Here is a 26420-nt window from a genome sequence, read left to right as displayed (position 1 = left end):
TGCCGAGGTGGTGCCGGGCCGACGTGCCCGGTCGACCTCGGCTCAGGCGGCGACGCCCTCGGGGAGGGTGAGGATCTCGAAGCCGCCGTCGGTGATGAGGATGGTGTGCTCGAACTGGGCCGAGCGTCTGCGGTCGCGGGTGACGACGGTCCACCGGTCGTCCCACATGTCCCACTCGTGGGTGCCGAGGTTGAGCATGGGCTCGATGGTGAACGTCATGCCGGGCTCGATGACGGTCTCGTAGTGGGGGGCCGCGTCGTAGTGCGGGACGATGAGCCCCGAGTGGAACTCCAGGCCGATGCCGTGCCCGGTGAAGTCGCGCACGACGCCGTAGCCGAAGCGCTTCGCATAGCTCTCGATGACCCGGCCGATGACGTTGATCTCGCGACCGGGACGGGCGGCGCGGATGCCGCGCATCATCGCCTCGTGGGTGCGCTCGACGAGCAGGCGCGACTCCTCGTCGACGTCGCCCACGAGATAGGTCGCGTCGGTGTCGCCGTGGACGCCGTGGATGAAGGCGGTGACGTCGATGTTGACGATGTCGCCGTCCTCGAGGGGCCGGGCATCGGGGATGCCGTGACAGATGACCTCGTTGACGCTCGTGCACACCGACTTCGGGAAGCCCTTGTAGCCGAGGGGTGAGGGGTAGGCGCCGTGGTCGAGCATGTACTCGTGGGCGACGGCGTCGAGCTCGTCGGTGGTCACGCCGGGGGCGATGACCTTCGAGGCCTCGACCATGGCCGTGGCGGCGATCCGCGACGCTACGCGCATCTTCTCGACGGTCTCGGTGTCCTTGATGCGCACGTCGCCGTCCTCGCGCGGGTTGGGCACGTCGACGTAGTGCGGTCGCTCGATCGAGGCAGGCACCGGTCGTCGCGGACTGAGGGGGTGTGGTGACACCCGCGGCTGGAGCAACGGCATACGGTGGAGTCTAGGTCGTCAGCGGGTGCCGTCCACGAGGGGCGTTCACGACGCGGACCCGCTCGGCCGGGTGGCAAGTCGGAAGAGTCCGAAGAGAGAAGGAGTGCGCACGTGAGTTTCTGGTACAACGTCGACACGGGTCAGGTCGAGACCGATGAGAACCGCAGCCGCGGCGAGCAGGTGCTCGGCCCGTACGCCACCGAGGCGGAGGCGCAGGCAGCGCTCGCCACCGCCCACAAGAAGACCGAGCAGTGGGACTCCGAGGACCGCGACTGGAACGAGCGCGGTGGCTCGGCGCCGGGCGGCGACACCGACGCCTGACCACTGGCGCAGATCTGCTCGCAATGCTCCGCCCGACCGGTCACGACCGGTCGGGCGGCGGCGTCTCAGGACTCGAACGAGTGCTCTGCGTCGGGGAAGGCGCCCGACTCGACGTCGGCGGCATACGCCCGGGCGGCACCGAGCAGCGTGCCGCGCAGGTCGGCGTACTTCTTGACGAAGCGCGGCGCCTTGCCGCTGCGCAGCCCCGCGAAGTCGCTCCACACGAGCACCTGCGCATCGGTGCCGTTGCCGGCGCCGATGCCGATGGTCGGGATGCTCAGCACCTCGGTGACGCGCTCGGCGACCGGCGCCGGGACCATCTCGAGGACGACGGCGAAGGCGCCGGCGTCCTGGAGGGCGCGGGCCTCGTCGACGAGCGCGTCGGCGGCATCGCCGCGGCCCTGCACGCGGTAGCCGCCGAGCTGGTGCTCGCTCTGCGGGGTGAAGCCGACGTGCGCCATGACCGGGATGCCGGCGTCGGTGAGGGTCTTGACGAGCGGGACCATCGCCGTGCCGCCCTCGAGCTTGACGGCGTGGGCCAGCCCCTCCTTCATGAGGCGCACGGCGCTCGCGAAGCCCTGCTCGACGGACCCGCCGTAGGAGCCGAAGGGCAGGTCCGCGACGACCAGGGCGCGGCGCGCGGCCGACGACACCGCCCGGACGAGCGGGATCATCTCGTCGAGCGTGACGGGGACGGTCGTCTCGTAGCCGTAGACGTTGTTGCCCGCCGAGTCGCCGACGAGCAGCACGGGGATGCCCGCTTCGTCGAAGATCTGGGCGGCATACATGTCGTAGGCCGTGAGCATCGCCCAGCGCCGCCCCTCGACCTTCATCGCGTGCAGGTGCGGGATGCGCACCTTCCGTGGGGACGGAGCGGCGCTAGCGGCCGCGGGGGGGTCCTGGGCCCGGCTCCCGGAACCGTAGGGACTCTGTTCCTCGGGGGCGTCTGTGCTCATTCCGGGAGCATATCGGGGCCTCCGGGGAGGCCCTGACGGTCGCCGGCCGGCTTCAGGGATGCCTCTGTGACAGATGGGCTTCTTTATCCCACTCGAGGGTGGTCTGGGAAGGGTGGAGGGGTCTCTCTTTACGAAGATTTTACGTTCTTTGCGTCGAACTGCCTTGCAGCACATGTTTTTTCGAATTGCCTGGCACCAGACGCCACATTGTCTGTGTTCTGTGTTCTTATACGCGAGGTGCCGGATTTGCGGCGCCTTGTGACCAGGAGGACAGATCGTGAACAAGCGCCATTGGAGTGCTGTGTCGGGGTTGGCCGTGGGGGCGCTCGTCGTCACCGGGCTGAGCTCGCCGATGCAGGCTCAGGCAACCCCCGTTGCCAAGGCCCCGGTGAGCGGAGACCCCGCAGCCGCCCAGGCCTCGCAGCCCGACAACCTGCCCAACCCCCTTGCCGACGCCCAGGCGGCCGAGCGCAAGGACGCAGTTGCCAAGCTGCTCAAGGGCGAGGCCTCGACGAAGACCATCAACGGCAACCGCGTGATCGAGGTCAAAACCAAGGGCAAGGACGGCAAGGCCGGCACGTCCCGGTACGTCAACTACCCGGTGAACCGTGAGGAGGACATCTTCACGATCCTCACGGACTTCGGCACGCTGACGAAGTCGCCGTTCGACACGACGCCCGGCCCGGTGCACAACCAGATCGCAGCGCCCGACCGCACCTGGGACGGCAGCGCGACCGACGACAACTCGACGTACTGGGTCAAGGACTTCAACCGCGACCACTACCTCGAGATGATGTTCGGCACCGGTGAGTCGTTCAAGGACTTCTACCTCAAGCAGTCCAACGGCCGCTTCCTCGCCAAGGGTGACGTCTCCGACTGGGTGACCGTCCCCTACAACGAGGCCCGCTACGGCGCCAAGAACAACGCCGACGGTTACTGGAACTACGTCAAGGACACCGCGACGGCCTGGTACAACGCGCAGCAGGCGGCCGGCAAGAGCGACGCCGACATCAAGACGTACCTCGCCCAGTTCGACAAGGTCGACCGCTACGACTACGACGGCGACGGCAACTTCAACGAGCCCGACGGCTACATCGACCACTTCCAGGCGATCCACGCCGGTGAGGGCGAGGAGGCCGGTGGCGGCGCGCAGGGCGTCAACGCCATCTGGTCGCACCGCTGGTACGCGTTCTCCAACCAGGCCGGCGTCACGGGTCCCGACTTCAACAAGCTCGGTGGCGTGCCGCTCGGCACCTCCGGCATGTGGATCGGCGACTACACGACCGAGCCCGAGAACGGCGGCCTCGGCGTCTTCTCGCACGAGTTCGGTCACGACCTCGGTCTGCCCGACCTCTACGACACCAACGGTGGCGACAACAGCACCGCCTTCTGGACGCTCATGAGCGGTGGCTCGTGGCTCAACCGCGGCGAGGACTCGATCGGCACGACGCCCGGCTACATGGGCCCGTGGGAGAAGCTCCAGCTCGGCTGGCTCGACTACAAGACGGTCCCCTTCGGTGAGGACACCACGGTCAAGCTCAGCCAGGCCGACCTCGCCACGCAGAGCGGCTCCGCGCAGGCGCTCGTCGTCCCGCTGCCCGAGCGCACCGTCACGTCCGACCGCAACACGCCGCACTCCGGCAAGGCAGAGTGGTGGAGCGGCTTCGGCGACAACCTCAACTCGACGCTCACGCGCACGGTCGACCTGACCGGTGCCAAGACCTCGGCCTCGATCAGCGCCTGGGTCCAGGGCAACCTCGAGAAGGACTACGACTACCTCTACGGCGAGGTGTCGACCGACAACGGCGCCACGTGGGCGCAGGTCGGCACGCCGGTCAACGATGTGTTCGCCTGGGCGCAGAAGTCGTGGGACCTCTCGGCCTACAAGGGCCAGACCGTTCAGTTCCGCTTCCGCGTCGCCACCGACGGTGGCGTCTCGAGCGAGGCCTTCATCGACGACGTCGCCGTCACGACCGACGGTGTCGCCGGCACGGTCGACGACGTCGAGTCGGGCGCTGGTGCCTGGACCGCCAAGGGTGGCTTCTCCGTCATCGACGGCACCACCTCCAAGCAGGTGCAGGACTTCTACCTCGCCGAGAACCGCGTCTACAGCGGTTACGACTCGACCCTGAAGACCGGCCCGTACAACTTCGGCTGGGGCACCACCAAGCCCGACTGGGTGGAGCGCTTCCCCTACCAGAACGGCATGCTCGTCTGGTTCGCCAACGGTGAGTACGGCGACAACAACACGATCGACCACCCCGGTGGCGGTCAGGTGCTGCCGGTCGACGCCCGCCCGGCGCCGGTCATGCTCAACAACGCCAACGGCACGAAGACGATGATGGGCAACCGTCGCCAGCCGTTCGACGCCACCTTCGGCCAGGAGGCCACCGACGCGATGAGCTTCCACCGCAACGGTGTCGAGACGGTCGTCCCGTCCTCGCCGGCGATCCCGACGTTCGACGACTCGGTCGTCGACCGCTACTGGTCCGCGGCGAACCCGCTCGGCTCCACCAAGGTGGCCGGCTCGGGCACGACGATGACCGTCGTGAAGACGCGTGACGGCGGCAACGAGCTGCAGGTCAAGGTCGCGTTCAAGTGACACACCCCGTGACCGCGAGGTCATGAGCGCGTCGGGCCCCCGGGACACGTCCCGGGGGCCCTTCGCGTGCCCGCCCGGCGGCACACGACGGGGCTCTCGTCCGAAAGATCGTGTGTCGCAACATCCGTGAAACAGCCATGCGGCAGGATCGACACATGAACCGTCAGGAAGAGTTCGTGCTGCGCACGATCGAAGAGCGAGACATCCGGTTCGTCCGTCTGTGGTTCACGGACGTCCTGGGCACCCTCAAGTCGGTGGCGGTCGCGCCGGCCGAGCTCGAGGGCGCCTTCGCGGAGGGCATCGGCTTCGACGGTTCGGCCATCGAGGGGTTCGCGCGCGTCTACGAGGCCGACATGCTGGCCAAGCCCGACCCGTCGACCTTCCAGATCCTGCCGTGGCGCGGTGACCCGCCCGGCACGGCGCGGATGTTCTGCGACCTGCAGCTGCCCGACGGCACGCCGAGCTTCGCCGACCCGCGGCACGTGCTGCAGCGGGCCCTCGGCAAGGCCGCCGACCTCGGCTTCACCTTCTACACCCACCCCGAGATCGAGTTCTTCCTCCTCGAGCAGGGGCGGGGACCCGACGGTCGCCCGGTCCCGGTCGACGACGCCGGCTACTTCGACCACGTGCCGCACGGCACCGGCCACGACTTCCGTCGCGCGGCGATCACGATGCTCGAGAACATGGGCATCTCCGTCGAGTTCAGCCACCACGAGGGCGCGCCCGGGCAGAACGAGATCGACCTGCGATACGCCGATGCGCTGAGCACGGCCGACAACATCCAGACGTTCCGCACGGTCGTCAAGGAGGTCGCCCTGACGCAGGGGATCTACGCGACCTTCATGCCCAAGCCGTTCTCCGAGCACCCCGGGTCGGGGATGCACACGCACCTCTCGCTCTTCGAGGGCGACTCCAACGCGTTCTTCGAGGCCGGCGCGCCCTACCAGCTGAGCAAGGTGGGCCGACAGTTCATCGCCGGTCTGCTGCGCCACGGGGCCGAGATCGCCGCCGTGACGAACCAGTGGGTCAACTCCTACAAGCGCCTGTGGGGCGGGGGAGAGGCGCCGGCCCACCTGACGTGGGGGCACAACAACCGCTCCGCCCTCGTCCGCGTGCCGATGCACAAGCCCAACAAGGGCCAGTCCACGCGTGTCGAGGTGCGGTCGCTCGACGCCGCCTGCAACCCCTACCTCGCCTTCGCGGTCCTGCTCGGTGCCGGCCTCAAGGGCATCGAGGAGGGCTACGAGCTGCCGCCCGAGACCGAGGACGACGTCTGGAGCCTCACCGACTCCGAGCGTCGCGCCATGGGCATCAAGCCGCTCCCGTCGTCGCTCGGGCGGGCGCTGGAGGTCATGGAGGAGAGCGAGCTCGTCGCCGACGTCCTCGGCGAGCACGTCTTCGACTTCTTCCTGCGCAACAAGCGGCAGGAGTGGCTCGACTACCGTCACGAGGTCAGCCGCTTCGAGCTCGACCGCTACCTGCCGCGGCTCTGACGCACCGGACCGTCTCCACGGGCCGACGACCACCGAGCGATTCGACACCGATGTCATCACGCACCAGCACGACCGAGGGAGCCCTGGCCCGGCTCGGTTTCGCCGACCCCGACCGGGCCGTCGGGCTCATCGACGACCGCGCGCTGCTGCCGATCCGTTCGGCCGTCCCCGACGGACAGCTCGACCCCCTCGCCGCCGTCATGGGTGACACCGCCGACCCCGACCAGTGCCTGCTCGGGCTGGTGCGGGTCGCGGAGTCGCTCGCCCATCTCGGCGACCCGCCCGGTTGGGGGATCTCAGCCCTCGCGGCCGAGCTCGCGACCCCTGGCGTCGGCCGAGACCGCGTCCTCGGCGTGCTCGGGGCCTCGACGGCGCTCGTCGACGAGCTCGTCCGGCACCCGGAGCACTGGGTCGACGCCGCTCGCGCCGAGCGCCGCACGGGCGAGCAGGTGCGCAGCGACCTCGTCCATGCCGTGACCGACGAGCGTGGGGAGCACACGCCGCTCGACGCCCTGCGCATCGCGTACCGCCGCGGGCTGCTGCGCATCGCCGCGCTCGACGTCACGGCCGCCGACCCGCTCTCCGAGATGCCTGCCGTCGGTGAGGCCCTGGCCGAGCTCGCCGAGGCCGCCCTCGAGGCCGCCCTCGTCATCGCGCGCGAGGAGTTCGGGGACGGGCACGAGGTGTGCCGTCTCGCCGTCATCGGGATGGGCAAGACGGGCGGTGGGGAGCTCAACTACGTCAGCGACGTCGACGTCATCTTCGTCGCCGAGCCGGCCGACGGTGCGGACGAGGACCTCGCGCTCAAGGTGGGCACGGCCCTCGCGACGGGGGTCATGCGCGCCTGCTCGACCCCGACACCCGAGGGCAGCCTGTGGCCCGTCGACGCCGCGCTGCGTCCGGAGGGCAAGCAGGGCCCACTCGTGCGCACCATCAGCAGCCACAAGGCCTACTACGAGCGGTGGGCCAAGACGTGGGAGTTCCAGGCCCTGCTCAAGGCGTGGGTCTCCGCCGGTGACAAGGAGATCGGGCTGCGCTACAAGGCAGAGATCTCGCCGATGGTCTGGGAGGCGGCCGGGCGCGACAACTTCGTCGAGGACGTCCAGGCGATGCGGCGCCGCGTCGAGCAGCACGTCCCGGCCAACGAGGCCGCCCGCCAGCTCAAGCTCGGCCCAGGCGGCCTGCGCGACGTCGAGTTCAGCGTCCAGCTGCTCCAGCTCGTGCACGGCCGCACCGACCCGAGCCTGCGCTCCGCGACGACTCTCGAGGCGCTGTCGGCGCTGGCCCGCGGCGGCTACGTCGGACGCGACGACGCCGCCGTCCTCGACCGCGCCTACCGGCACCTGCGCTGCCTCGAGCACCGCATCCAGCTGCACCGGCTCCGCCGCACGCACCTGATGCCGGTCACGGATCCGGATCTGCGGCGGCTCGGCCGGGCCATGGGGCACCGGACCCACCCGGAGCGGGCCGTCGTGGCCGACCGCCAGGCCTCCGCCCGTGAGGTGCGTCGGCTCCACGAGCGGCTCTTCTACCGGCCGCTGCTCGCGGCCGCCGCGAAGCTGAGCCCGACCGAGGCACGCCTCAGTCCCGAGGCCGCTCGCCAGCGCCTGCTCGCCCTCGGCTTCCGTGACCCGGCCGGCGCGCTGCGCCACATCGAGGCACTGACCACCGGGGTCAGCCGTCGCGCCGCCATCCAGCGCACGCTGCTGCCCGTCATGCTCGGCTGGTTCGCCGACGAGGCCGACCCCGACGCCGGGCTCCTGTCGTTCCGTCGCGTTTCCGACGAGCTCGGCTCGACGCACTGGTACCTCAAGATGCTCCGCGACGAGGGACGGGCCGCCGACCGTCTCGCGCACTGCCTGGCCCGCAGCCGGTATGCCGCCGACCTGCTGGTCCGCTCCCCGGAGAGCGTCTCGATCCTCGGCGACGACAACGGCCTGACGCCGCGGACGCGGGAGGCGATCACGGCGACGATGCAGTCCGCGGCCGGACGGCGCGACTCGGCCGTGGACGCCGTCGCCGCGGTCCGCGCGATCCGGCGCCACGAGCTGCTCCGCATCGTCATGGGCGACCTCGTCGGGGCCGTCGACCTGCCCGGGGTGGGCGCGGCCCTGACCGACCTCACGGGGTCGACGATCCAGGTCGCCCTCGAGGCCGCGACCCGCGAGGTGGAGCGGCGCGAGGGCGAGCCCGTCGGCGGTGACATCCTCGTCGTCGCCATGGGGAGCCTCGGCGGCCGTGAGCTCGGCTACGCGTCGGACGCCGATGTCATGTTCGTCCACCAGCCACACCCGGGGTCGTCGGAGAAGGACGTCCAGGCCCGGGCGACGCTGGTCGTGCAGGAGCTGCGCAAGCTCCTCTCCGGCTCGGGCCCCGACCCGGCCCTCGGGCTCGACGCCGACCTGCGACCCGAGGGCAAGGGCGGGCCACTCGTGCGCAGCGTCGACTCGTTCCGCACCTACTACGAGCGCTGGGCCCTGACCTGGGAGTTCCAGGCCCTGCTGCGCGCCACCCCGATCGCGGGCCCGGCGTCGCTGGCCGACGCCTTCCTCGGGCTCGTCGACCCGCTGCGGTGGCCCGAGGGCGGCATCACCGAGAGCCAGGTGCGTGACATCCGCACCCTCAAGGCAAGGGTCGAGAGCGAACGCCTGCCCCGCGGTGCCGACCCGCGCACCCACATCAAGCTGGGGCGCGGTGGCCTGACCGACGTGGAGTGGGTCGTCCAGCTCCACCAGCTCGAGCACGCCCACGCGCACCCCGCCCTCCGGGTCACCGGCACGATGGCCGGCCTCGCGGCGCTCGAGTCCGACGGCCTGGTCTCGACCGAGGACGTCAGGGCGCTGCGGGAGGCCTGGCGCCTCGGTGCCCTCATGCGCAACGCCGGCGTGCTGTGGCGGGGCAGGCCGATCGACAGCGTCCCATCCGACCTGCGCGACCTCGACGGGATCGGCCGGATCATGGGGCGGTCGGCAGGTGAGGGAGCAGCGCTCGCGGAGATGTGGCGCCGGGTCGCCCGACGCTCCCGCCACGCCACGGATTTCAACTTTTACGACTCCCCGCCTCGGGGTAGCGTCGTCCCGTGAATCCGAGCCAGGGGCAGGGCGACAGCGCGCCGACGTACGCCGCCGTCCTCCGCGTTCCGCGGTACCTGCCGGTGTTCCTGGCCAACGCCCTGTCCATGTGGGGCGACTACATCGCGCGCGTCACCATCGCCGCGGTCGTCTACGAGCGCACCCGGTCCCCGCTCGCCACCGCCACGACGCTCGCGGTCAGCCTCGTGCCGACCTTCTTCGGCCGCAGCCTCATCGGTCCCGTCGTCGACCGCTTCCCCTACAAGTGGGTCCTCATCTGGTCGCACCTGTTGAGGGCAGCCTGCGTGCTGGGGCTCATGTGGCTCGTCCTTCAGGGGTCGAGCCTGTGGGTGATGTTCCTCGTCCTCTTCGGGCTCGAGCTCATCGGAGGCGCCTCGACGGCGTCCTACATGGTGCTCGTCACCGACCTCTTCGACGACCGCCACCTCTACGCCCGCGCCGTCGGTCTCGGGGCGATGTCCGAGCAGTTCAACCAGGCGATCGGCCTCGCCGTCGGCGGCGGCCTCATCGTGCTCGTCGGTCCGGAGACCGGACTCCTCTTCGACCTGCTGACGTTCGTCGTCGCGGCTCTCGTCACGCTCTTCGTCGTCGAGCTGAGGCCGGTCTCGGGCGAGCGGGGTCGTGGCCTGCGCGGTTTCGCGCGCGACCTGACGACGGCCGCGGGCGACCTCGCCCGTCACCCGGTGCTCGCACGACTCGTGACGCTGAGCGCCGTCGCCTGTCTCGGCATCGTCGCGCCCGAGGCGCTGGCCCTGCCGATCGCCGGCCAGAACGGGTGGGGCGGTGTCCTCATGGCCTCGCCGATCGTCGGTGCGGTCGTCGGCATCATCCTCATCGGGCGCCGCGACGTGCACCAGCAGAACCGCTCGATCGTCCCGCTCGCCCTGGCGATGCCGATACCCCTGCTGCTGACGGTCATCGAGCCGCCGATCTGGCTCGTGGCCGTCCTGTTCTTCGTGTCCGGGATGATGCAGGCGTTCATGGTGCCGCTCCAGGCGACCTTCGCCCTGGTGACCGAGCCGGCCCTGCGGGGCCGCATCTTCAGCCTCGCCGGGTCGGTCTCGATCGCCGCCGCCGGCCTGTCCTACCTCGCCGCCGGCTGGGTCGGGCAGCACTCGAGCGCCTACCTCGCCGTCACCATCTGCGCGGCCGTGTGCCTGGGCCTCATCGCGCTCATCGCGGCGACCTGGCCGCACAGCCGAGTGCGTTCGGCCGTCGACCACGCCTACGCGACGACGTCCTCCCGCGCCGCCTGAGCGGAGCGAGAGGACGTCCGTCCGAGGGTCCGACAGGTACGCGTGGGCCGCGCAGCCGTCAGCGCATCCCGTTGACGGCGAGCAGGGCCCGCCACGTGGACGGGTAGGCGATGCCGGTCGCCCCGAGGCCGTGCTTGCTCTGCCAGGTCTTGAGCCGACTCGTGGTGACCGAGGCGAAGGTGCCGGTCGCCGGGGACACGCCGATGGCCTGCTGCAGCGTCGTGACCGCGGGTCCTGACATGCCCGGACGCAGCACCATGCCCGAGCGGGGCACCAGCTGCTTGAGCAGGGTGCTCGCTCCGGACGGGGCCTTGACCACGGGGTAGCTCGGGCACCGCGTCGCGTTCGGGGTCGCCTGCCCCGCGGACCAGTTGAGGTCGGCGGGACGGCACGGGCCCCAGTCGACCGGGGCGACCGCCTTGGTCCAGAAGGAGGTGCGCCCGTTGGCGCCCTCCCAGGAGAGGCTGAGGTGGATGTGGTTGCGGTGGCAGGCCGTGTCGTAGGCGGACGACGGGGTGTCGGCGCAGCTGCTGTACGGGCGCCAGCCCTCCGACGAGCGGTAGGAGCTCCACATCTTGTTGTTCCAGATGATGTACATGACGCCGAGCCGCCGGGCGTTGGCGTAGCGGTTGCCGGCCTTGTCGTACGCGAGGAGCCAGGTCAGGACCGCGCCCGCCTCCGCGCGCTCGGTGGCGTTGCGGACGTTGAAGAACGTGTCGATGGCGCGACCCTCGAAGTGCTCCGAGGACGGCGTCGTGGCCGACGTGCAGGTGCGCGAGAGGCCGTACGTGTTGCCGTAGGTGGCCTGGATCAGCGTGGCGAGCTTCGCCGAGCCGGTGCGGGTGCGGAGGTCGCAGCCGGTCGGCGGGACGTAGGGCGAGAGGCCCTCGATCGCGGACGGCAGACCGGTCGGCGTCGCGGGCACGGCGACGCCGCCGCCGGCCGTGGCGTCCGGTGCTGCGGACGCGACGATGGTGGCGGCCGCGACGGCCGACATCAGCAGGCCGAGCGCGCGCAGGCGTCGAGGCAGGATGGGGTGCTTCATGGGATCTCCCAGACGGGGATGGGCGGGATCCACCCGAGCGCGAGGCAGGGTGGCAAGGGCGCGAGGGGTGGAGTGTTGTCATCCCGGGCGCGTGGAGAGAGGCCGTCAGGGAGCCTGCGAACGCGGGTGAGGCAATTTAACCCATTTGTTCGTTTACTGCCCAGTCATCGACAGAATTCCACCGCCGACACGCCACGGATATCCCGCGCCGAGCGCTTCGGTCGCGGCAGGGCAGCCCCACCGCCGGGGGTCGAGGCATCGGGACCCGGCCGGACGTCCGGCTCGGCGTCAGGTGGTCGACGTCGCCCGTCCGCGGCGCCGGCGACCACGGAGGTCGAGGGCGCCGACGAGGCACACCCACAGCGCCTTCCAGCGCCGCGGATCGGGCTCGGGGGCCACTGGACACGGGCGTGCCTCCGTCGGGGGCCGCGTGGGTCTCGACGGGTTCGTCGCTCACGGGCCGAGGATCCCCGTCGTCGCGCCGTCGCGGCGGCCCTCGAAGAAGTGCTCGAGCACGCGGGCGAAGGGCTCGGCCCCCGCAGCGTCAGGAGCGGCGCGCTCGAAGAGGGTCATCGACGAGCTCAGCTTGACCGCGTCCACCGGTCCGAGGACCCGGACGGCGTCGTCGGTGCCGAGCGCGTCCAGCGCCCTCGCGCACTCGCGCAGCCGGGGTCCGAGGACCGGGTGGCGCAGGTAGGCGCGTGCCTCGGGGAGGCCCGACACGGCATACGCCCGGGCTGTCTCGCTCCGGCCCAGCCCAGCGACCTGGGGGAGGACGAACCACATCCAGTGGCCCCGTTTCGCGCCGGCCCGCAGCTCCGCGAGGGCGGTCGCGTAGGTGCCGCCGGCGTCCTGGGCCCGCACGAACCGCTCGAAGTCGAAGGAGTCGTCAGTCATGGAGGAGTCGTACCCGAGAGACCCGCATGACCGCACACCGCGGTGCGGGGTGGGGCCGCGGTGGTCACGGGACGGCCCGCATCGTCGTGATCACCTTCTCCTGCTCGGCGACGGCAGGTCCGTCCGCCCACCGACTCGTTCGTCACATCGGGCTCGGGAGTGTTCCGCGCCGGGCCCGTCCGGCGCACAGTTGGAGTGAGGGTTCCGGTCGGCCACCCACGTGGGCGCTGTGGCCGTCAGCAAGGACGTGCGGTGGACGCAAGGGCCGTGGACCGGCGCAGTGTCATCGTCGGGGACTCGGTCTTGCTGGGGGCGTCGTGCTGGCGGCGTGCACGAGCGGAGCCGCGACGTCGGCGCGACGACCCTTCACGACTCCGTCGCCCATGACCCCGACGACGGGCCAGCGCATCGTCGAGGCGACGCTGCACGCCCGACCGGCCACCGTCGACCTCGGCGGCCCGGCCCTCTGCGGTGCCTCAAACCCGCGCCCTAAAGGGTGCTGACATGGCATTTCCGGTCGGCCGGTGTCGGCGTCATCCCGCCGAGCAGCAAGTCGCGGTCGGAATCAGCGTCTCCGCGCGGGCAGCGCACGAACCGCCAAAGGTCACCGCCAGCGTTCTCACCCGGGCATGCTTTCTCCGCGCCCAACCCGAGTCGCTCAGCCTGACAGAACAGGCAAGGCAGTAGATCTCATGGATGCCGTCACCGAGGAGACCGAGGACGAGTCACTTTGCCTAGACGAGCGGGCTTTGGGCGCAAACCCGTGATCAGTGGAGGTTCGTTCGGCGATGCTGGGGTGACTGCTCGCTCCACCACCAGGGGGTCACGATGGTCCAGGTCGCCGCACCGCCCTCGCCCATCCGGATGCGGATCCGTGTCGGGATGGTGGCATCGGCCATAGCAGTCCTGTTCCTCATGATGTCCGAGCTCAGCCGGGTGACCGGAGAGGTGCTCGACGCCGAAGGCCGGTCATGGCCGGCCAACACGTTGATGGGGCTGGGCCTGCCGGCACGGGAAGGGTGGGGCGCGCGCTACACGGGCCCCTTCGCCGATGCGCGGACCACGTGGATGACGATCTATCTGGTCCTCGACCTCGCCTTCGTGCTCCTCTACCTGTGGGCCGCGTGGACAGCGAAACGTACCTCGTGGAAAGCGCTCGCGGTCGCCGTCTCCTTCATGGCCGGGTTCGACCTCGTCGAGGACGTGCTCGCAATCATCGCGACCCACTGGGTCAAGCCGCCCTCGGGAGTCGCGAGCGCCCTGTCATGGGTGCTGTACGGGGCGACGCTGCTGAAGACGCTCTCGCTGGCGGCAGCGCTCGTCACGGTGTTCTACCGGGCGCGGGAGGACACCGCCTACCGCGGACGGCTCGGCCGCTGGGTGGTCGGCGCGTACCGTCAGCGGTTCTCCGTGCTGGCCGTGGTGCCGCTCGCCGTCATCGGCGTGATGCCCGGAAACGACCTGCTCGATCAGCTACCCGACGTGCAGCGTCGATGGCTGCTCGACGGCTTCGGGCACGCTGTGGCCGCCACGATCGTCGTGTTCCTCGTCGCGGTCAGCCTCCTGGCGCTGGGACGGCTCCGGTCCGCCACGGTGTGGCACCCGCCGACGCCCACCCCGACCGACCCGATGCGGGCATCGTTGGGGCTCGTCGTCATCGTGCCCGCCCTGGTGCTCATCTGCTGGGTCGTGATGCTGGTGCGGGGGTCGGCGACCCTGACGGAGGTGCCGGGGCTGCTGTGGTGGCCGCTGAGCCTGTTCGTCGGTATCCCGGTACTCATTGCGTCGGTGTCCCGCTGGATCCGGTGGCGTCACACGACGGCCGGTCAGGTCTCTGGGTCGCCCTGGTTCCCGAGGCCGAGCTTCGGCTCGCCGTCAGCGGCGACCAAGGCGGTCGTGGCCCGCTCGGGCGACATCATCGCCACGGCGGCCATCGTCATCGCCGCCCTCGGGCTGGTGCGGTCCTACACCTCCGTGGTGGCTCTCTACCTGGCGGGGGCGCCCATCACGGCGGGCTGGGCGGTGGTGGGCCTTGTCGTCGGAGCCGTCGGAGCCGTGGCCGTGTGGCCCGTGATGCGATGGGCTACCGACCTGGTGACCGTCACCGACCTGCCGGCATCAGCGACCGGTTTCGCGGCGACGCTCCGCCGGATCATGTCGCCGGCGCTGCTCACGCCACCCAGCCTGCCGGCCCGCATGGGTGTCCTTGGGGCCGGTGTCGCGCTCCTGCTGGCGATCGGCCTGGCGCCCGAGTGGTTCGCCGCGCATGTCGGTGTGATCGGCACGTCGGCGCTCGCTCTGCTGGCCGCGTGCCTTGTCCTCGGTGGAGCGGTCGTCATGCTCGAGCTGAAGCTGAGCCCCGAGGTGTTCTGGTTCAAGCCGATCAACACCCCAGCCGTCCCCGTCACGACGATCATCCTTGCGGCGCTGTTCTTCACGTCGACGCTGGGCGACGACGCGAACCTGCACGGCGTGGACGGCCTCGTCCGGACACCGGCCCCGGCTGCGGCCTCGGGTACGGCCTCGGGCAAGGCCTCCGATTCAGCGAAGACCGCAGCGGCCCTGACGGAGCGGCGGGACTTCACGACCGTGTTCGACCACTGGGTGACCGCGACAGCCGACTGCGGGCACGAGGTGTCCAGCGGGTCACGGACGATCACGGTGCGCCCGATGTTCCTCGTGGCAGCCGAGGGTGGCGGCATCCGGGCCGCCTACTGGTCGGCAGCTGCCCTGGACCTGCTGAGCACCTCCGCGTCCGCGTCGCCAGACGGCATCAACTGGGCGGCGGCACCACCGTCGCAGTGCGCCAGCCCGCTGCTCGCCGGTGGCGCCAGCGGCGGCGCTGTCGGGGTGACCGTTGCGCGGTTCGCCGGTCAGGACTCGGCCCGCACCCGCGTGGTGAAGATGGCCGGACCGGACGCGCTGGGCCAGGCGAGCGTCGGCCTCTTCGTCCGGGACCTGCTCTACGCCGCGACCGGGCTACCCATCTTCGGGACCCCCGGCCACGAGCAGGAACCAGCGAGCTCCGGCCCGGTCTGGAGAGACCGCGGCGCCCTGATGGAACAGGTCTGGGCGGCCTCGTCCGGGCTGGACGTGCCCTTCCTGCCGACCACGCAGCAGGGCCAGGCCGCCGCGACCTCCAGCCGGAGCGGCGCCCTCGTGCTGAACTCCACCCGGGTCTCGGACGGGTGCCGCATGTGGATCAGCCAGATCGCGTTGAGCACCAACCCGGACGCCGAGTGCGATGCCGTCTCCGCCCCCGCCGGGCACACCCTCGACCTGTTCGAGACACTCCGTATGGACCGGTCCAACGCCGCGACCGGCGCGCAGACACGCGCCGATGACCTGTGTCTGGGACCGCTGACGGCTGCGACCGCGGCGCTGCTCGCGTCCCGCTTCCCGTTCGTGACCCCGAGCGGGGTCGCTGGCCCGTGCGGCGACCAGCCGGCCCAGCAGTTCGTCGATGGCGGGTACGTCGAGAACTCCGGCATCAAGACGATCGTCGACCTCGCCCCAGAATGGCTCGCGCTCGTCCAGGCTCACAACGCGACCGCGCTCCAGAGTGCTCAGCCCGACCTCATCGTGCCGGTGGTCATCTACCTCGACAATGGCACCGGTACCGACCTGCGGGCCGAGCCCCCGCAGAAGACACCGGAGCTGCTCGTGCCCCAGCGCACGACAGGGCGCGCGAAGTCATCGCTCGTCGACACCCCGGCGCTGCTGCGCGAAGCCGAACGGCTCGTCTCGGCCGAGTCCATCCTGCCTGGAGGGCAGGACGTGACCGCGGTACGCACCGCGGTCGAGGGGTGGCGGCCGCACTCGGTGGTCCTTGTCCACGAGTCGACCTTTCCCGCAGTCACGGCCCCGCTCGGCTGGGTCCTGTCGCAGCAGAGCATCGAGACGATGGACCGCGCCCTGGCGCAACAGGCGGCTCAGGTCCCGAACGGGGAGTCCTTGAACCAGGCACCGGTCGTTTCGGGACGCGGGCGGTTGGGCGACGCCATCGCCCTGGTAGATCCGGCCGTGTGATGATCGCGGCACCTGCGCGCTGAAGTTCGGCCCGCGCCCCCCGACGGAATTCGGGATTCGGCGCCGTGCGGGTCCCGAAAGACCACCCCGGGTATTCGATCCCTTCCGTGAGTCACACGTTCGGAGCGTGCGCCGGAGTCGTGTGCGACAACAGGTGACTCAGTTCTGTTGTGGCATGACGTGGCGGCTTGTCGGGAGTGAGGCCACGTCTTGCGACTTCGCGCGAGGTCGGGGCGACGGTGGCAGCCCACGTGTTCGGTAGCTCGTCGTGCTGGCGTGCCCAGCGTTCCAAGAACGTCTCTGTGTGCGTCGGTGGGAGGTCCACGTCATCGCGTCTACCTCGCATGGCGTCGATAGTTCGTCACCAAGTGAGACCGGTCAGTGGACGGGCCCTAGGGGCGAGGTCGGCACCGCGAAGGTTGCGAAACCACGCCGTGCCGTTGCGTTACGCCCTGCAGCCGCGTCGAGTCGCGCGGCAGGCATGGTTCGACGCTGTCGTCGTCAGCCCGTAGTGGGGCGCAGCGGATCTCATCGAGGCAGTGAGCCGTGCCAAAGATGTGCCAAACGCGGGCCCCAGACAGGGGCCCGCGCTTGGTAAAGCCTTGTGACACTGACGTATTCGTTGATGCGTTCCAGCAGGACTCAGATGTCGAAGTACATCTCGAACTCTCCCCGCATAGTTGGCAGCCGTTGGTTGCCGTGGCATTAGGGCTCTGACCAGCACGAACGCCGATCCGCAGCGTTGGATTGCGTTGGGCGTTTGTGAACCTCGCAAGGACAACGCAAGGACAAGAGCCCAGCAGGGGAGATGCCCGCCATGACCAGCAAGTCCACCAGGGAGACCCTCCGACACATCGGAGGCCTCACCTACACGTATCCGACCGGACACGCCCACAGGCGGCATTCCCTATGGATTCACGCAAACGCGGCACGCCTGTCCCCCCTTCGGGTTAGCGTGCCGTTCGTCAGCGGCTCACACCGAGCTGCGGCCAACCAGTAGAGAACAAGACGGCCCCCGGCGGGTGCAGGAACACCTACCGGAGGCCTTGACCGAACACCTTCCCTTGAAAGGCGAACGACCCATGTCCAACAGTGCACCAACCGCTGCCCCGAAATACACCATCCCCGCTGCCGACATGCACCCCACGTGGTGCGACCTCGGCGACGAGTGCCAGCCTGACGCCAACGGCGACTCCGCCCCGGACCAGGCGCACAAAGGCGACGTCACCCGATTCCGTCCGGAGCACGATGACGCCTGGGTGGCCATCAAGATGGTCCACCACGAGGACGTGCTCGCCGGGCACGACCACGGACAACCCGGAGTCCACCTCGAGATCCAGGACGCCTCCTTCGGGAGCGCAGACGTGCTGTTGACGCCGGACGACATCCGAATCCTGCGCAAGACGCTAGAGCGGTACGAGCTCGACCTGGCTCACGACCACTACTGGACCACCCGCGAGGCGCTCGGGGCCAACGCCGCGGACGCACCCGTGTTCTCCCGGACCTACGACGGAGAGGTCCGGGAGGTCCGGAAGCTCTGAGCCTGCCAAGCCGCTGTCGGTACCGCCCTCTAGGGTGACGGCAGCGACCAGATCGCAGAATGCTGGCCCGGCGCCCCACGCCAACCGAGGGCCAGCACGGAGCCCCCGCCCAATGAGGGCGGGGGCTCTTGGTACATACGTACCGCGCTGGTGCCCCGCTCTTGCCGTCTGGCGATGTCTTGGGGGACGCTCTTGAGCCATGGACCCGAAGGTGGAAGCCCACGAGATCGAGCAGGTGCGGGTCAGGCTGGGCGAGCGGTTCCCGCAGCTTGGTGCTGAGGTGATCGAGGCGGCCGTTCGGCTCGCACACTCAGAGCTGACGGGCGGCATCAGGGACTTCGTGCCGGTACTGGTCGAGCACTCGGCGCGGGACCGCCTGGCGGCCATCGCTGATCGTGACGGTGTCTCCGAGGGGGCGCAGGGGTAACGATGGCCAAGTTCGGATACGCGCCCGAGGTGTGGCCTGCCCTGAGTAACGCTCGCGGGCTCGCTCACGATGTTGTCCTATGAGAGGTGGCCACTCCGACCCCCGAGGGGGTGGCCACCTCTCATCTGCCCCACCTTGAGACCTCGGCACCCCCACAGCGGCCCAACAAACACGCCCATGCGCTCTCCCAGAGGACTACCTCCAGAAACCTGAAACCCCGGCGCGACTAGCCGTGAGGCCAGAGCGGTACCGGGGTCTTCATGCGTCAGACTACAGGGCGTGAGCTGCTCCATCAACTGGCATGCCGCGACGATCGTCGGGCGCTTCTCCGCCCCACGCATGGCGCGCTACCTCACAACGGCGGGGGGCGATGAGCAGCAAGCCCTTACGCTCTACTCCACGCAAGCCAGGGCAGCGACGGTGCTCTGGCAGACCATCGGACACGTGGAGGTGGTCATGCGCAACGCAATGCACGACTCGCTCTGTGCTCACTCCCCAAACTGGTATGACCGGTTGAGCGTTGTCTTCAATGGCGAGACCAAAGACGACATCGCCAAGGCTCGCCAGCGTGTCGCGAAGTACGAAGCCAACGAGACCCCAGGCCACATCGTTGCCGAGCTCAACTTCGGGTTCTGGCGCTTCCTGCTGTCGAGGCAATACGACAGGCCGCTGTGGACTCCATATCTCTACTCGGCATTCCCCAACTACCGAGGAAGGCGAGACACCCTGTTTCAACTGGCCATGCGCGTGAACGACGCCCGCAACACGATTGCACACCACCAGCGGCTCGCGGATCCCAAGGCCGTCAAGCGCGATGCCCTCGAACTCGCGGGTCACATCTGCACGCACACCCGAGACTGGATACGCACGGAGAGCGTTGCGCTAGAGGGCGCAGTCAGCGCCCTCTAGGGGGGTGTCCTACCTTGTAAGAGAAGTGACGGTGCGCTCGTGACACAGTGGCTCGACGCAGGACTCTTGCGGCCTGTCGGGTGACGACTTCCTCGGGCCTGTGGAGCCACCTGCCATCCTTGGCGGCATGGAGATAGCCGCGCTCGTCCTGTCAGTAATCGCCATCATCGCGGCCGGCGCGTCAGCGCTGTACACCAAGCGGCAGGCGGATGCAGCGTCCGCGGTCGTCGCCATCGAAGAAGCGCGCCGGGACGACGAGCTAGAGGACCGACGACGACAGGCCCAAGAGTTGCACAGGGCACGGCTGTCCATATCTGGAAGCGCTGAGGGCGGCAACGCTTTTCGTCCGTGGACGTTACGCAACTCCGGCAAGGCTCGGGCAACCAACGCACGCGTCGTGGTCGCGGATCTCACCGTCAAGCCACACTGGATGGACGAGGTGACCGAGGTTGGCACCCTCGAGCCGGATGCGACATACCGGGGCCGGATCGATCTAAGCGAGGCGGACATGCTCCACCCGATCCCTGTCCGGATTGCTTGGGATGACGATCTCGGCCACCACGAGGCGACCGACACGCTCAGGATCGAATAGCTCCCCCGTGCGCTACGCGCCCTCGGGTCTGGGCGTAATCCAGGAGTGGCCGCACGCCGAACAGAGATAGTCACGCCGCTCCGGCTTGACCGGGGCACCCATCCTCGTGACCTTCCGCGGCCTCTCTGTGACCGACCGCTCCCCGCACTCGGGGCACTCGATGTCATCCCTCATGGAGTGGAGGCTATCTGCTCAGGGGTAGGCGGTCCGGGTAGGCGGCCCTTCCAACAGGCATTCACAAGGCCGCGGCCTTAGGCTCACGCAATGCGCAGGGGAACAGGCAGAGAGACGGTCGACCAGGTGAGCGCGGCGGACATGGAGAGGATCCAGAAGCTGCTCCGCGAGGTAGGTGGACCGAACGTCTCATGGGGCGCTGCCTCCGTCCTCGACGTGTGGGTGGCTGAGGCTCACATGGAGGCACAGCGTCGGGCCTCTCGCCAGATACTCGTGGCGACGTGGGCGCTCGTGGTCGCCACGGTCGGGCTCGTCGTTGCGACTCTCGGCCTGGTCCTCGCGGGCTGAGCTCGGCGACGGGTCGCACGCGAGGTGGGGAGGGGAGTCCGACCATGCCCAGCCGCCATTCCTCGACATAGGCGGGCACCCCCCACGCCGTTTTTCCACATGAGCGACCCCTCAGAATCTCGTGGAGAGAGAGACGGACCAATGCCGACGAGGGTTCCGCGGTGGGCGTCTCTGGGTCTCCCCCCACCCCTTCACCATGCGAGCCTGACGGTCGGCTCGGGCCAGTGGTAGCCGGGGCCGTAGGGACACTCGGGTGTCGATGGTCCTGGCGGGCAGTGCAGGCGAGGGCAGGCGGCTGCCTGTCCGTAGTCGAGGCGGTCGGACTTGGCACGGTTGCAATGTAGGTGGGCCAGCTGCCACCCGCTGGTGTCCATCGCGTCGCCTCCCTTGGCCAGCGGGATGATGTGGTCGACGCTGGGGCTGTCGGGGTCGGGCCACTTGAGAGCCTTGTCAACCTCGGCGCCGCAGACGCCACACCACGGCTCGGCGCGCCTGACGAATCGGGCCTTGGCTTCTCGGTAGCGGTGGCCGTTGGCCTGTGCTCGGTGCTCGCCTGCCATTGCGTCTCCTGTGTTTTGGCGCTCTGTGTGTGTAAGTGGACCTGGTCCTCACGCAGCGCCCTGAGGTCGTCTAGGCGTGCCACTGCGGCCTCCTCGAAGGCAGGGGGTCATTCGGGGGGGTACGGGGACCTATGCCGACGAGGTGTCCGCAGGCCCCGACCGAGGGAGGGGGGCCGGGGTCATTCCGAGGGGTGCCACGGCACGAGCGGACCGGGCAGCCCGCTCGTGCCGTGGACGTTCATGTCAGAACCCGAAGGTGCTTCCTGAATGGCCGGCCGGCTCGCGGGTCAGGCGGGCTCCGCGGAATCCGTTCTCACTGGTGACCTCGGCACGCAGCTCGCGGTAGGGCGTGTCCGCCTCGAGCCCGAGTGCCTCCGTGTAGGTGTTGAGCCGCAGGGTGAGTCCCTGGGCGGCCAGGGCGTGCCAGCGGTCGGTGCTGGCGAACGCGTCTGCGGCGTCCACTCGGTGCCAGTGGTTGGCGTCGTAGGTGGCCACCACGGCGTCTGTGCTGACCGGGGCGCCGTAGAGGTTGGCCCAGAGCTGCAGGTAGCCATCCAGGGCGCGAGGCGTCGCGGATGGCGGTCCAGGCCGCGGTGGCTGCGTCGCCTCGCTCGAGGACGTCCCCGGCCGCCTCGCCGGGGCTGTAGGCGCCGGCGTTGTCGCTGATGACCTTGGCTGCCTTGTCGAAGCCCTTGCGGGCGCTGGCGAGGATGCTGTCGCTCTCGGAGCGGATGGCGCGGACGGCGTTGCCGGCGGCGGCTTCGATGAGCTCGCCGGTGGCGCGGCGTCGTTCGGCGGCCTCTACCCGGTGGCGCACGAGGTCGTCGAGGATCGCTGCGATGTTGTCGGGCTCGAGTTGGTCGACGATGGCCTGCAGGTCTTCGGGCTCATCGCCGTTCATGGCTGCGAGCTGGTCGCGGATGGCGAGCCAGCGCACGGCGGGCGTGGGGGTCGCGATTCCTGCGGCGGTGAGGTCGGCGGTCAGGGCCTTGATCGTGGTGGTGGCGGGGATGTTCATGGTCTCTCCTAGAGGTCGGTGATGGCGTTGGTGGTGGCGCCGAGGTGGGCGCCGATCTTGGCGATGAGGCTGGCGTCGTCGTTGAGTGCCAGAGCTGCGCCCGGGTTGCCTGGGCTGGCGTCGTCGTGGGTGTCGCAGTGCGGCAGGGTGTGGCCTTCGAGGGTGAGCCGCAGGGCGTGGTCGAGGTCGACGCACTGGCAGTCGGTGGGGTCGGTCATCGGTTGTCCGATCGTGTGGGGGTGTCTCCCGGCTGGGCGCGGTCTCTGCGAGTCGGTGGCACGAGCGGCGCCTCGAGGATGTACGGCGAGCACAGGCCGTCGAGGACGAGCCGTCGCGCCGCGGCGGTGGGCGACTCGGGTGGGGCGGCGTGCGAGTCGGCGGGCGCCGCGGTGCGTGGTCGATTGCGGCTGCGTGGGTCGGCGTTACGGCGTGGCACGGCGAGTCTCCTTGGTCGTCGTCTGGTCGGTGTCGTCTGCCTCGCGTGGGCGGGGCTCGAGCCAGTGGGCGACGGTCGACACGGCGTCGGCCTGGGCGATGGTGGCGTGCGCCTGGGCCAGAGTTGCGAGCGTGCTGGCCGCCTCGGTCTCGCCGTCTGCGAGTCGCGTCACGGCGTCGGTGGCGAGCCGCTCGGCGGTCTGTCGGTGCTGTCCTGCGTCCATGTCAGTTCTCCTGTCCGGTGGGCGATGTCATTTCGGGGTTTGGGTTCTCTGGACCGCGACGGCGCCACAGCCGGCGCAGCGGATGACGCACAGGTCGCCAACGACGCTGGCTCGCAGGCCCGGCAGCGGGCATCCATGGCGGTGAGTCATGGGCGGGGTGTCGGTCATGACGCGACCGCCTTCCGTGCGGCGCGATCGCCGAAATCGACGCCGGCCCACACCCCGTGTTGGTGCTTCTCCTCGACAGCCACCGCTGCACAGTGCGGAAGCAGTGGGCAGGACCGACAGATCCGGGCGGCTCGCGCCTTCTCTGCGGGGTCGTCGCCAGTCCATGCGTCCGGGTCGTCGGCGCATGCGAGCTTGCCCCCGTCGTCGAGCAGGTCGAGCAGCGCGACGTTGAAGGCCTCACGCGCCGTCACTCGTCGGTCGCCTTGGCGCACGAGGGGTGCACGGTCCAGCCGGGCCTGACCAGCCCTCCGCAGAGCGGACAGAGCGCGGGCGCGGCCTGGAGGGCAATCGCGAGGACGTGGCGCACGACGTCGGAGACTGAGACTTGCGGCTCGTCGTCGATCCGCTCACCCGTTCGGTCGTATCGGTGGCTCACCTGGGGCCTCCATCGATGTGAATGATGTGATTCGGTCCGAGGCCGCATCCCGTGAAGGCCTCGCCGTCCCGCCTCACTCCTTGGCAAGACAGGCCGGAGCCGTCGTCGTTGAAGGCGTGCCCGTTCTCTTCGCGGCGGGCGAGAAGCTCAGTGAGGCGCGGGTCGTCTGCCTCCTGGTGCTGCGAGCGCGTAGCCCTAGCGGAGCGCGCGCCAGCGCCTCCTCCCTCTCCCTCCCTAAGGGTCGGGAGCGGGACGGGACCGGGAACGGGAGGGCGTGACTCACCGGTGGTCTCACGGGGTGTCTCACGCGTGAGTGCCCAGCAACGTTGAGGATCACAGGCTGAGTGGTCGCCCTTGTTGTGGCGTCGTCGGCGGTCGTCTCGACGACGCCACTCCTCTCGACGGCCCTGGACATCCTCGGCCTTCTCCTGGTCGGACCAGTCGAGCTGCCAGCCCGTCTCGGCGTCGTCCCATCGGCCGGCCGCCACCAGCTCGGCGACGTCGGCGGCAGGGTCTTCGGAGTCCGTCACCTTGCGGAGCGCGGCGCGCGGTAGGTAGCCGTCCGTGGTGTTGCGGTTGCACCACACGAGGCCCTCGACGTCGAGGAGCCGCGCAGAGCGTGACAGTCCGAGCAGGTCGAGGCGGTCGCTGTAGTCATCGCTCAGGCGCGTCCATGTCATGCCACCTCACCAGCCCTGGAGTGGTGGCAGCCGTCCTGCGTCGACCGCAGGCGCAGCGGCCGGCGCACCCCCTGGTGAAGAGTGACCGCGCGACACGGCTGTCCGGGCTCGGCGCCACACCACGGGCAGTAGGTCGGGGGTGGTGGAGCTGGTCGCATGCCGAGCGCGGTTCGTACCGTTGAGAATTCGCGCGGTACAGTCGCAGTGACTTCATTGCCGGGGTCTAGAGGCCGTTCACCTGTCCAGGGGCGGCCTCTCCTGCTGTCCGGGCTCATGCGACGTTGGCGCCCCGCCGCGCCAGCTCGATGAAGCGCTCGACGTCCTCGAGCGCGTAGAGCACGCGCCGGCCGACCTTGAATGCGTCGGGTCCCTTGCCGATGTGACGCCAGTAGCGGACTGTCTCGGCGCTTGTGCGCAAGAGGTCTGCTACCTCCTCCGTAGTCAGGTATCTGCTCATCACCACTCCATATCCATGACGGTGGCGGACTGTCCGCGATAACCGTTGACAGCACTATGGAGACGGTGACAGACTGTCACCTAATACGCACCGGACACACTTTGGAGGGACCGCCGATGAGCGAGGGGCGACTGACCATCAGCCAGGCAGTGAAGGACAGGCGCGGCCATGTCCGATGGGTTGTGGTGGGCACGTTCGTCGGGGTCGACGGTTCGGAGCCGCGATGCATCGACTACCGCGTGCGAGTGGTGCCAGAGATGGACTCCGTGGAGATGTCTTCAGGTGTCGCTAAGCAGCTCGCCATTCTGCTGGCGGATGACGCGGAGCAAGATCGCTCGCTCTACCGGGCCGCCGAGCAAAGCGCACCGTCTGAGGGCATCCCGCGGCGGGTCTTCGAAGAGGCGTCGCAGACGAGACTCCTCGAGATGGCCCGCGACCTTGTGAGGCGTGGGCGCGTGGAGCCGGTCGAGCTCCTGACGCGTCAAGAGCGACCGCGGCGCGGTCGACCGCCCGCAAGGTCACTCGGCGAGAAGCTGCGCATCCTCGAATCGGTGGAGCGGGCTTTCGCGTCTGGCCACACCTTGGACGATGTCGCCCGAGAGCATCATCTGAGCAGGGGTAGCGTGCGCAATCTGTTGGCTTGGGCTCGCACCGACGCGGAGCCCCAACTGTTCGAGGGAACGACGCCAGGGCGCCGAGGCGGTCGCCTCACGCCGGCGGCAAGAACGATGCTCGAGAAGGGGGTGGACTGATGGCCAGCATCAGGAAGCAACCGAGCGGGCGCTGGCAGGCCCGCTACTACGACAGTGCCGGCAAGCAGCACGCGCGCCGATTCGACCGGAAGGTCGACGGGCAGCGGTGGATTGACGAGCAGACCGCGGCCCTCGTCTCGGGCACGCACGTCGACCCCCGGACAGCACGCCAGACAGTCGATCAGTGGTGCGACACGTGGCTCGAGGGGTACGCCTCTCGGGCTCCCGCCACGGTGCGGCAGGCGAAGGTCCACCTGCGGCTGATACGGCAAGCGTTCGGACCGATGCAGCTCTCCTCGGTCCGCCCGTCGACCGTGAAGGCGTGGACCGCGAAGCTGAGTGCTGACGGCTATGAGCCGTCCTACGTCTACGCGACATACCGCCGGCTCGCCCAGGTCATGGGCGACGCCGTCGCGGACGGGATCATCCCGCGCTCTCCGTGCTCCCGGAAGACAGCGCCGAAGACGGGGGAGCAGCGGCCCTACGTCGCCACCACGGAGCAGATCTGGGCGCTCTACGAGGCGTTTCCCGAGGGGCTGCGTCCAGCCATCCTGCTCGGCGCCTTCGCCGGTCTGCGGCTCGCTGAGGCGGCGGCCCTGCGGGTCTCGGACGTCGACTTCATGCGCGGCATCATCCACCCGGCGACTCAGTACCCCGACAAGCCACTCAAGTCGGAGACGTCGCGGACATCGGTGCCAATCCCGCCCGAGCTGGCGCTGATGCTCTCGGCGGAGGTGGCTCGCTCAGGGGCCGAAGTCCTGGTAACGAACGAGATCATGCGGCCAGCCACCCCGTGGGCGATCGAACGTGCCATGCGCGAAGTGCGGGGGAGTGTCGAGGGCCTGCCCGAGGGCTTCCGGTTCCATGACTGCCGCCACTACTTCGCGTCGCTGCTCATCAGTGCGGGTCTAGACGTCAAGGTGGTGCAGACGCGGCTGCGGCACGCGTCCGCCATGACGACTCTCAACACCTACGGACACATGTGGCCGGACAAAGACGAGTCCTCACGGGCTGCCGTCGCCGTGGCTCTGGCTGCCCGTGAGGACAAGTCAAGGACAAAGGAGGTGAGCACCTGACGTTTCAGCAC

Annotated in this window: 25 protein-coding genes; 13 read left to right on the top strand and 12 right to left on the bottom strand. The window is 69.5% G+C overall.

Annotated features, from left to right (window positions below; all coding sequences use genetic code 11):
- Positions 1–42 precede the first annotated feature (42 nt).
- On the bottom strand, positions 43–921 hold the full coding sequence (map, locus tag ASD90_RS15215) for a type I methionyl aminopeptidase (RefSeq protein WP_082588762.1): 879 nt from the start codon (positions 919–921) through the stop codon (positions 43–45).
- Positions 922–1032: 111 nt separating this feature from the next.
- On the opposite strand from map, the gene ASD90_RS15210 reads away from it, so the two are divergent.
- A complete protein-coding gene (locus ASD90_RS15210) occupies positions 1033–1242 on the top strand; it encodes a hypothetical protein (RefSeq protein ID WP_056758297.1) in 210 nt (69 codons plus the stop codon).
- 65 nt (positions 1243–1307) lie between these two features.
- On the opposite strand, the gene panB is transcribed toward ASD90_RS15210, so the two are convergent.
- Positions 1308–2198 carry a 3-methyl-2-oxobutanoate hydroxymethyltransferase gene (gene panB, locus ASD90_RS15205; protein ID WP_056758294.1) on the bottom strand — a complete coding sequence of 297 codons (891 nt, stop codon included), beginning with the start codon at positions 2196–2198 and terminating at the stop codon, positions 1308–1310.
- Positions 2199–2475: 277 nt separating this feature from the next.
- Between panB and ASD90_RS15200 the strand changes: the two genes are divergently transcribed.
- The 4 genes from ASD90_RS15200 (at position 2476) to ASD90_RS15185 (ending at position 10641) form a co-directional block, all read left to right on the top strand.
- A complete protein-coding gene (locus tag ASD90_RS15200) occupies positions 2476–4800 on the top strand; it encodes an immune inhibitor A domain-containing protein (RefSeq protein ID WP_235506684.1) in 2325 nt (774 codons plus the stop codon).
- Positions 4801–4955: 155 nt separating this feature from the next.
- On the top strand, positions 4956–6293 hold the full coding sequence (gene glnA, locus ASD90_RS15195) for a type I glutamate--ammonia ligase (RefSeq protein ID WP_056758289.1): 1338 nt from the start codon (positions 4956–4958) through the stop codon (positions 6291–6293).
- A 50-nt stretch (positions 6294–6343) separates the two neighbouring features.
- The gene (locus ASD90_RS15190; protein ID WP_056758286.1) at positions 6344–9376 is read left to right on the top strand and encodes a bifunctional [glutamine synthetase] adenylyltransferase/[glutamine synthetase]-adenylyl-L-tyrosine phosphorylase; all 3033 of its coding nucleotides are present in this window, start codon (positions 6344–6346) and stop codon (positions 9374–9376) included.
- A complete protein-coding gene (locus ASD90_RS15185) occupies positions 9373–10641 on the top strand; it encodes an MFS transporter (RefSeq protein ID WP_056758282.1) in 1269 nt (422 codons plus the stop codon). The genes ASD90_RS15190 and ASD90_RS15185 overlap by 4 nt, the downstream gene beginning before the upstream one ends.
- 58 nt (positions 10642–10699) lie before the next feature.
- On the opposite strand, the gene ASD90_RS15180 is transcribed toward ASD90_RS15185, so the two are convergent.
- Together ASD90_RS15180 and ASD90_RS15175 are read right to left on the bottom strand one after the other, a co-directional pair.
- Positions 10700–11686: a peptidoglycan-binding protein gene (locus tag ASD90_RS15180; RefSeq protein WP_056758279.1), complete on the bottom strand. Its 987-nt coding sequence runs from the start codon at positions 11684–11686 to the stop codon at positions 10700–10702.
- Between the two features lie 453 nt (positions 11687–12139).
- Complete coding sequence (locus tag ASD90_RS15175) at positions 12140–12583, bottom strand: DUF1810 domain-containing protein (protein WP_056758276.1); 444 nt, start codon at positions 12581–12583, stop codon at positions 12140–12142.
- Between the two features lie 915 nt (positions 12584–13498).
- Between ASD90_RS15175 and ASD90_RS15170 the strand changes: the two genes are divergently transcribed.
- The 6 genes from ASD90_RS15170 (at position 13499) to ASD90_RS15145 (ending at position 20603) form a co-directional block, all read left to right on the top strand.
- Positions 13499–16612: a hypothetical protein gene (locus tag ASD90_RS15170; RefSeq protein ID WP_056758274.1), complete on the top strand. Its 3114-nt coding sequence runs from the start codon at positions 13499–13501 to the stop codon at positions 16610–16612.
- A 1136-nt stretch (positions 16613–17748) separates the two neighbouring features.
- Positions 17749–18153, top strand: coding sequence for a hypothetical protein (locus ASD90_RS15165; protein WP_056758272.1), 405 nt, complete (start codon positions 17749–17751; stop codon positions 18151–18153).
- A gap of 199 nt (positions 18154–18352) precedes the next feature.
- Positions 18353–18580 carry a three-helix bundle dimerization domain-containing protein gene (locus ASD90_RS15160; protein WP_056758269.1) on the top strand — a complete coding sequence of 76 codons (228 nt, stop codon included), beginning with the start codon at positions 18353–18355 and terminating at the stop codon, positions 18578–18580.
- A gap of 279 nt (positions 18581–18859) precedes the next feature.
- Positions 18860–19489: an Abi family protein gene (locus ASD90_RS15155; RefSeq protein ID WP_157623195.1), complete on the top strand. Its 630-nt coding sequence runs from the start codon at positions 18860–18862 to the stop codon at positions 19487–19489.
- Between the two features lie 127 nt (positions 19490–19616).
- A complete protein-coding gene (locus tag ASD90_RS15150; RefSeq protein ID WP_056758264.1) occupies positions 19617–20081 on the top strand; it encodes a hypothetical protein in 465 nt (154 codons plus the stop codon).
- 264 nt (positions 20082–20345) lie between these two features.
- Positions 20346–20603: a hypothetical protein gene (locus ASD90_RS15145; RefSeq protein WP_157623194.1), complete on the top strand. Its 258-nt coding sequence runs from the start codon at positions 20346–20348 to the stop codon at positions 20601–20603.
- A 191-nt stretch (positions 20604–20794) separates the two neighbouring features.
- On the opposite strand, the gene ASD90_RS15140 is transcribed toward ASD90_RS15145, so the two are convergent.
- From ASD90_RS15140 to ASD90_RS15100, 8 genes are all read right to left on the bottom strand, one after another.
- Positions 20795–21163 carry an HNH endonuclease gene (locus ASD90_RS15140; RefSeq protein ID WP_056758258.1) on the bottom strand — a complete coding sequence of 123 codons (369 nt, stop codon included), beginning with the start codon at positions 21161–21163 and terminating at the stop codon, positions 20795–20797.
- Positions 21164–21406: 243 nt separating this feature from the next.
- Complete coding sequence (locus ASD90_RS15135) at positions 21407–21658, bottom strand: hypothetical protein (protein ID WP_157623193.1); 252 nt, start codon at positions 21656–21658, stop codon at positions 21407–21409.
- Between the two features lie 531 nt (positions 21659–22189).
- On the bottom strand, positions 22190–22399 hold the full coding sequence (locus ASD90_RS15125; protein WP_056758249.1) for a hypothetical protein: 210 nt from the start codon (positions 22397–22399) through the stop codon (positions 22190–22192).
- 204 nt (positions 22400–22603) lie between these two features.
- Positions 22604–22840 carry a hypothetical protein gene (locus ASD90_RS15120; RefSeq protein WP_056758246.1) on the bottom strand — a complete coding sequence of 79 codons (237 nt, stop codon included), beginning with the start codon at positions 22838–22840 and terminating at the stop codon, positions 22604–22606.
- 164 nt (positions 22841–23004) lie between these two features.
- Positions 23005–23259, bottom strand: a complete 255-nt coding sequence (locus ASD90_RS15115; RefSeq protein WP_056758243.1) for a WhiB family transcriptional regulator — start codon at positions 23257–23259, stop codon at positions 23005–23007.
- Entirely contained in the window at positions 23256–23444 is a 189-nt protein-coding gene (locus ASD90_RS15110) for a hypothetical protein (protein WP_056758240.1), read from the bottom strand. The genes ASD90_RS15115 and ASD90_RS15110 overlap by 4 nt, the downstream gene beginning before the upstream one ends.
- Complete coding sequence (locus ASD90_RS23590) at positions 23441–24124, bottom strand: hypothetical protein (RefSeq protein ID WP_157623192.1); 684 nt, start codon at positions 24122–24124, stop codon at positions 23441–23443. Before ASD90_RS23590 ends, ASD90_RS15110 begins: the two co-directional genes overlap by 4 nt.
- Positions 24125–24395: 271 nt before the next feature.
- The gene (locus ASD90_RS15100) at positions 24396–24581 is read right to left on the bottom strand and encodes a helix-turn-helix domain-containing protein (RefSeq protein WP_056758922.1); all 186 of its coding nucleotides are present in this window, start codon (positions 24579–24581) and stop codon (positions 24396–24398) included.
- 116 nt (positions 24582–24697) lie between these two features.
- Here ASD90_RS15100 and ASD90_RS15095 point away from each other — a divergent pair, with 116 nt between their 5' ends.
- Positions 24698–25333, top strand: coding sequence for a hypothetical protein (locus ASD90_RS15095; protein WP_056758234.1), 636 nt, complete (start codon positions 24698–24700; stop codon positions 25331–25333).
- A complete protein-coding gene (locus ASD90_RS15090; RefSeq protein WP_056758231.1) occupies positions 25333–26409 on the top strand; it encodes a site-specific integrase in 1077 nt (358 codons plus the stop codon). Before ASD90_RS15095 ends, ASD90_RS15090 begins: the two co-directional genes overlap by 1 nt.
- The last annotated feature ends 11 nt before the right edge of the window (positions 26410–26420 follow it).

It is taken from the genome of Terrabacter sp. Root181 (genome assembly GCF_001428505.1).
Classification (GTDB): domain Bacteria; phylum Actinomycetota; class Actinomycetes; order Actinomycetales; family Dermatophilaceae; genus Terrabacter.
This window is presented reverse-complemented; position numbering and strand designations above follow the sequence as displayed.

What these genes read in the sequence shown, in the direction of transcription:
- panB (WP_056758294.1), bottom strand. Translation starts at nt 2,198, where the DNA reads ATGAGCACAGACGCCCCCGAGGAACAGAGTCCCTACGGTTCCGGGAGC.
- glnA (WP_056758289.1), top strand. Translation starts at nt 4,956, where the DNA reads ATGAACCGTCAGGAAGAGTTCGTGCTGCGCACGATCGAAGAGCGAGAC.
- ASD90_RS15120 (WP_056758246.1), bottom strand. Translation starts at nt 22,840, where the DNA reads ATGGACGCAGGACAGCACCGACAGACCGCCGAGCGGCTCGCCACCGAC.
- ASD90_RS15170 (WP_056758274.1), top strand. Translation starts at nt 13,499, where the DNA reads ATGATGTCCGAGCTCAGCCGGGTGACCGGAGAGGTGCTCGACGCCGAA.
- ASD90_RS15190 (WP_056758286.1), top strand. Translation starts at nt 6,344, where the DNA reads ATGTCATCACGCACCAGCACGACCGAGGGAGCCCTGGCCCGGCTCGGT.
- ASD90_RS15090 (WP_056758231.1), top strand. Translation starts at nt 25,333, where the DNA reads ATGGCCAGCATCAGGAAGCAACCGAGCGGGCGCTGGCAGGCCCGCTAC.
- ASD90_RS15175 (WP_056758276.1), bottom strand. Translation starts at nt 12,583, where the DNA reads ATGACTGACGACTCCTTCGACTTCGAGCGGTTCGTGCGGGCCCAGGAC.
- ASD90_RS15140 (WP_056758258.1), bottom strand. Translation starts at nt 21,163, where the DNA reads ATGGCAGGCGAGCACCGAGCACAGGCCAACGGCCACCGCTACCGAGAA.
- ASD90_RS15180 (WP_056758279.1), bottom strand. Translation starts at nt 11,686, where the DNA reads ATGAAGCACCCCATCCTGCCTCGACGCCTGCGCGCGCTCGGCCTGCTG.
- ASD90_RS15150 (WP_056758264.1), top strand. Translation starts at nt 19,617, where the DNA reads ATGGAGATAGCCGCGCTCGTCCTGTCAGTAATCGCCATCATCGCGGCC.
- ASD90_RS15125 (WP_056758249.1), bottom strand. Translation starts at nt 22,399, where the DNA reads ATGACCGACCCCACCGACTGCCAGTGCGTCGACCTCGACCACGCCCTG.
- ASD90_RS15100 (WP_056758922.1), bottom strand. Translation starts at nt 24,581, where the DNA reads ATGAGCAGATACCTGACTACGGAGGAGGTAGCAGACCTCTTGCGCACA.
- ASD90_RS23590 (WP_157623192.1), bottom strand. Translation starts at nt 24,124, where the DNA reads ATGACATGGACGCGCCTGAGCGATGACTACAGCGACCGCCTCGACCTG.
- map (WP_082588762.1), bottom strand. Translation starts at nt 921, where the DNA reads ATGCCGTTGCTCCAGCCGCGGGTGTCACCACACCCCCTCAGTCCGCGA.
- ASD90_RS15145 (WP_157623194.1), top strand. Translation starts at nt 20,346, where the DNA reads ATGCGCAGGGGAACAGGCAGAGAGACGGTCGACCAGGTGAGCGCGGCG.
- ASD90_RS15095 (WP_056758234.1), top strand. Translation starts at nt 24,698, where the DNA reads ATGAGCGAGGGGCGACTGACCATCAGCCAGGCAGTGAAGGACAGGCGC.
- ASD90_RS15165 (WP_056758272.1), top strand. Translation starts at nt 17,749, where the DNA reads ATGCACCCCACGTGGTGCGACCTCGGCGACGAGTGCCAGCCTGACGCC.
- ASD90_RS15160 (WP_056758269.1), top strand. Translation starts at nt 18,353, where the DNA reads ATGGACCCGAAGGTGGAAGCCCACGAGATCGAGCAGGTGCGGGTCAGG.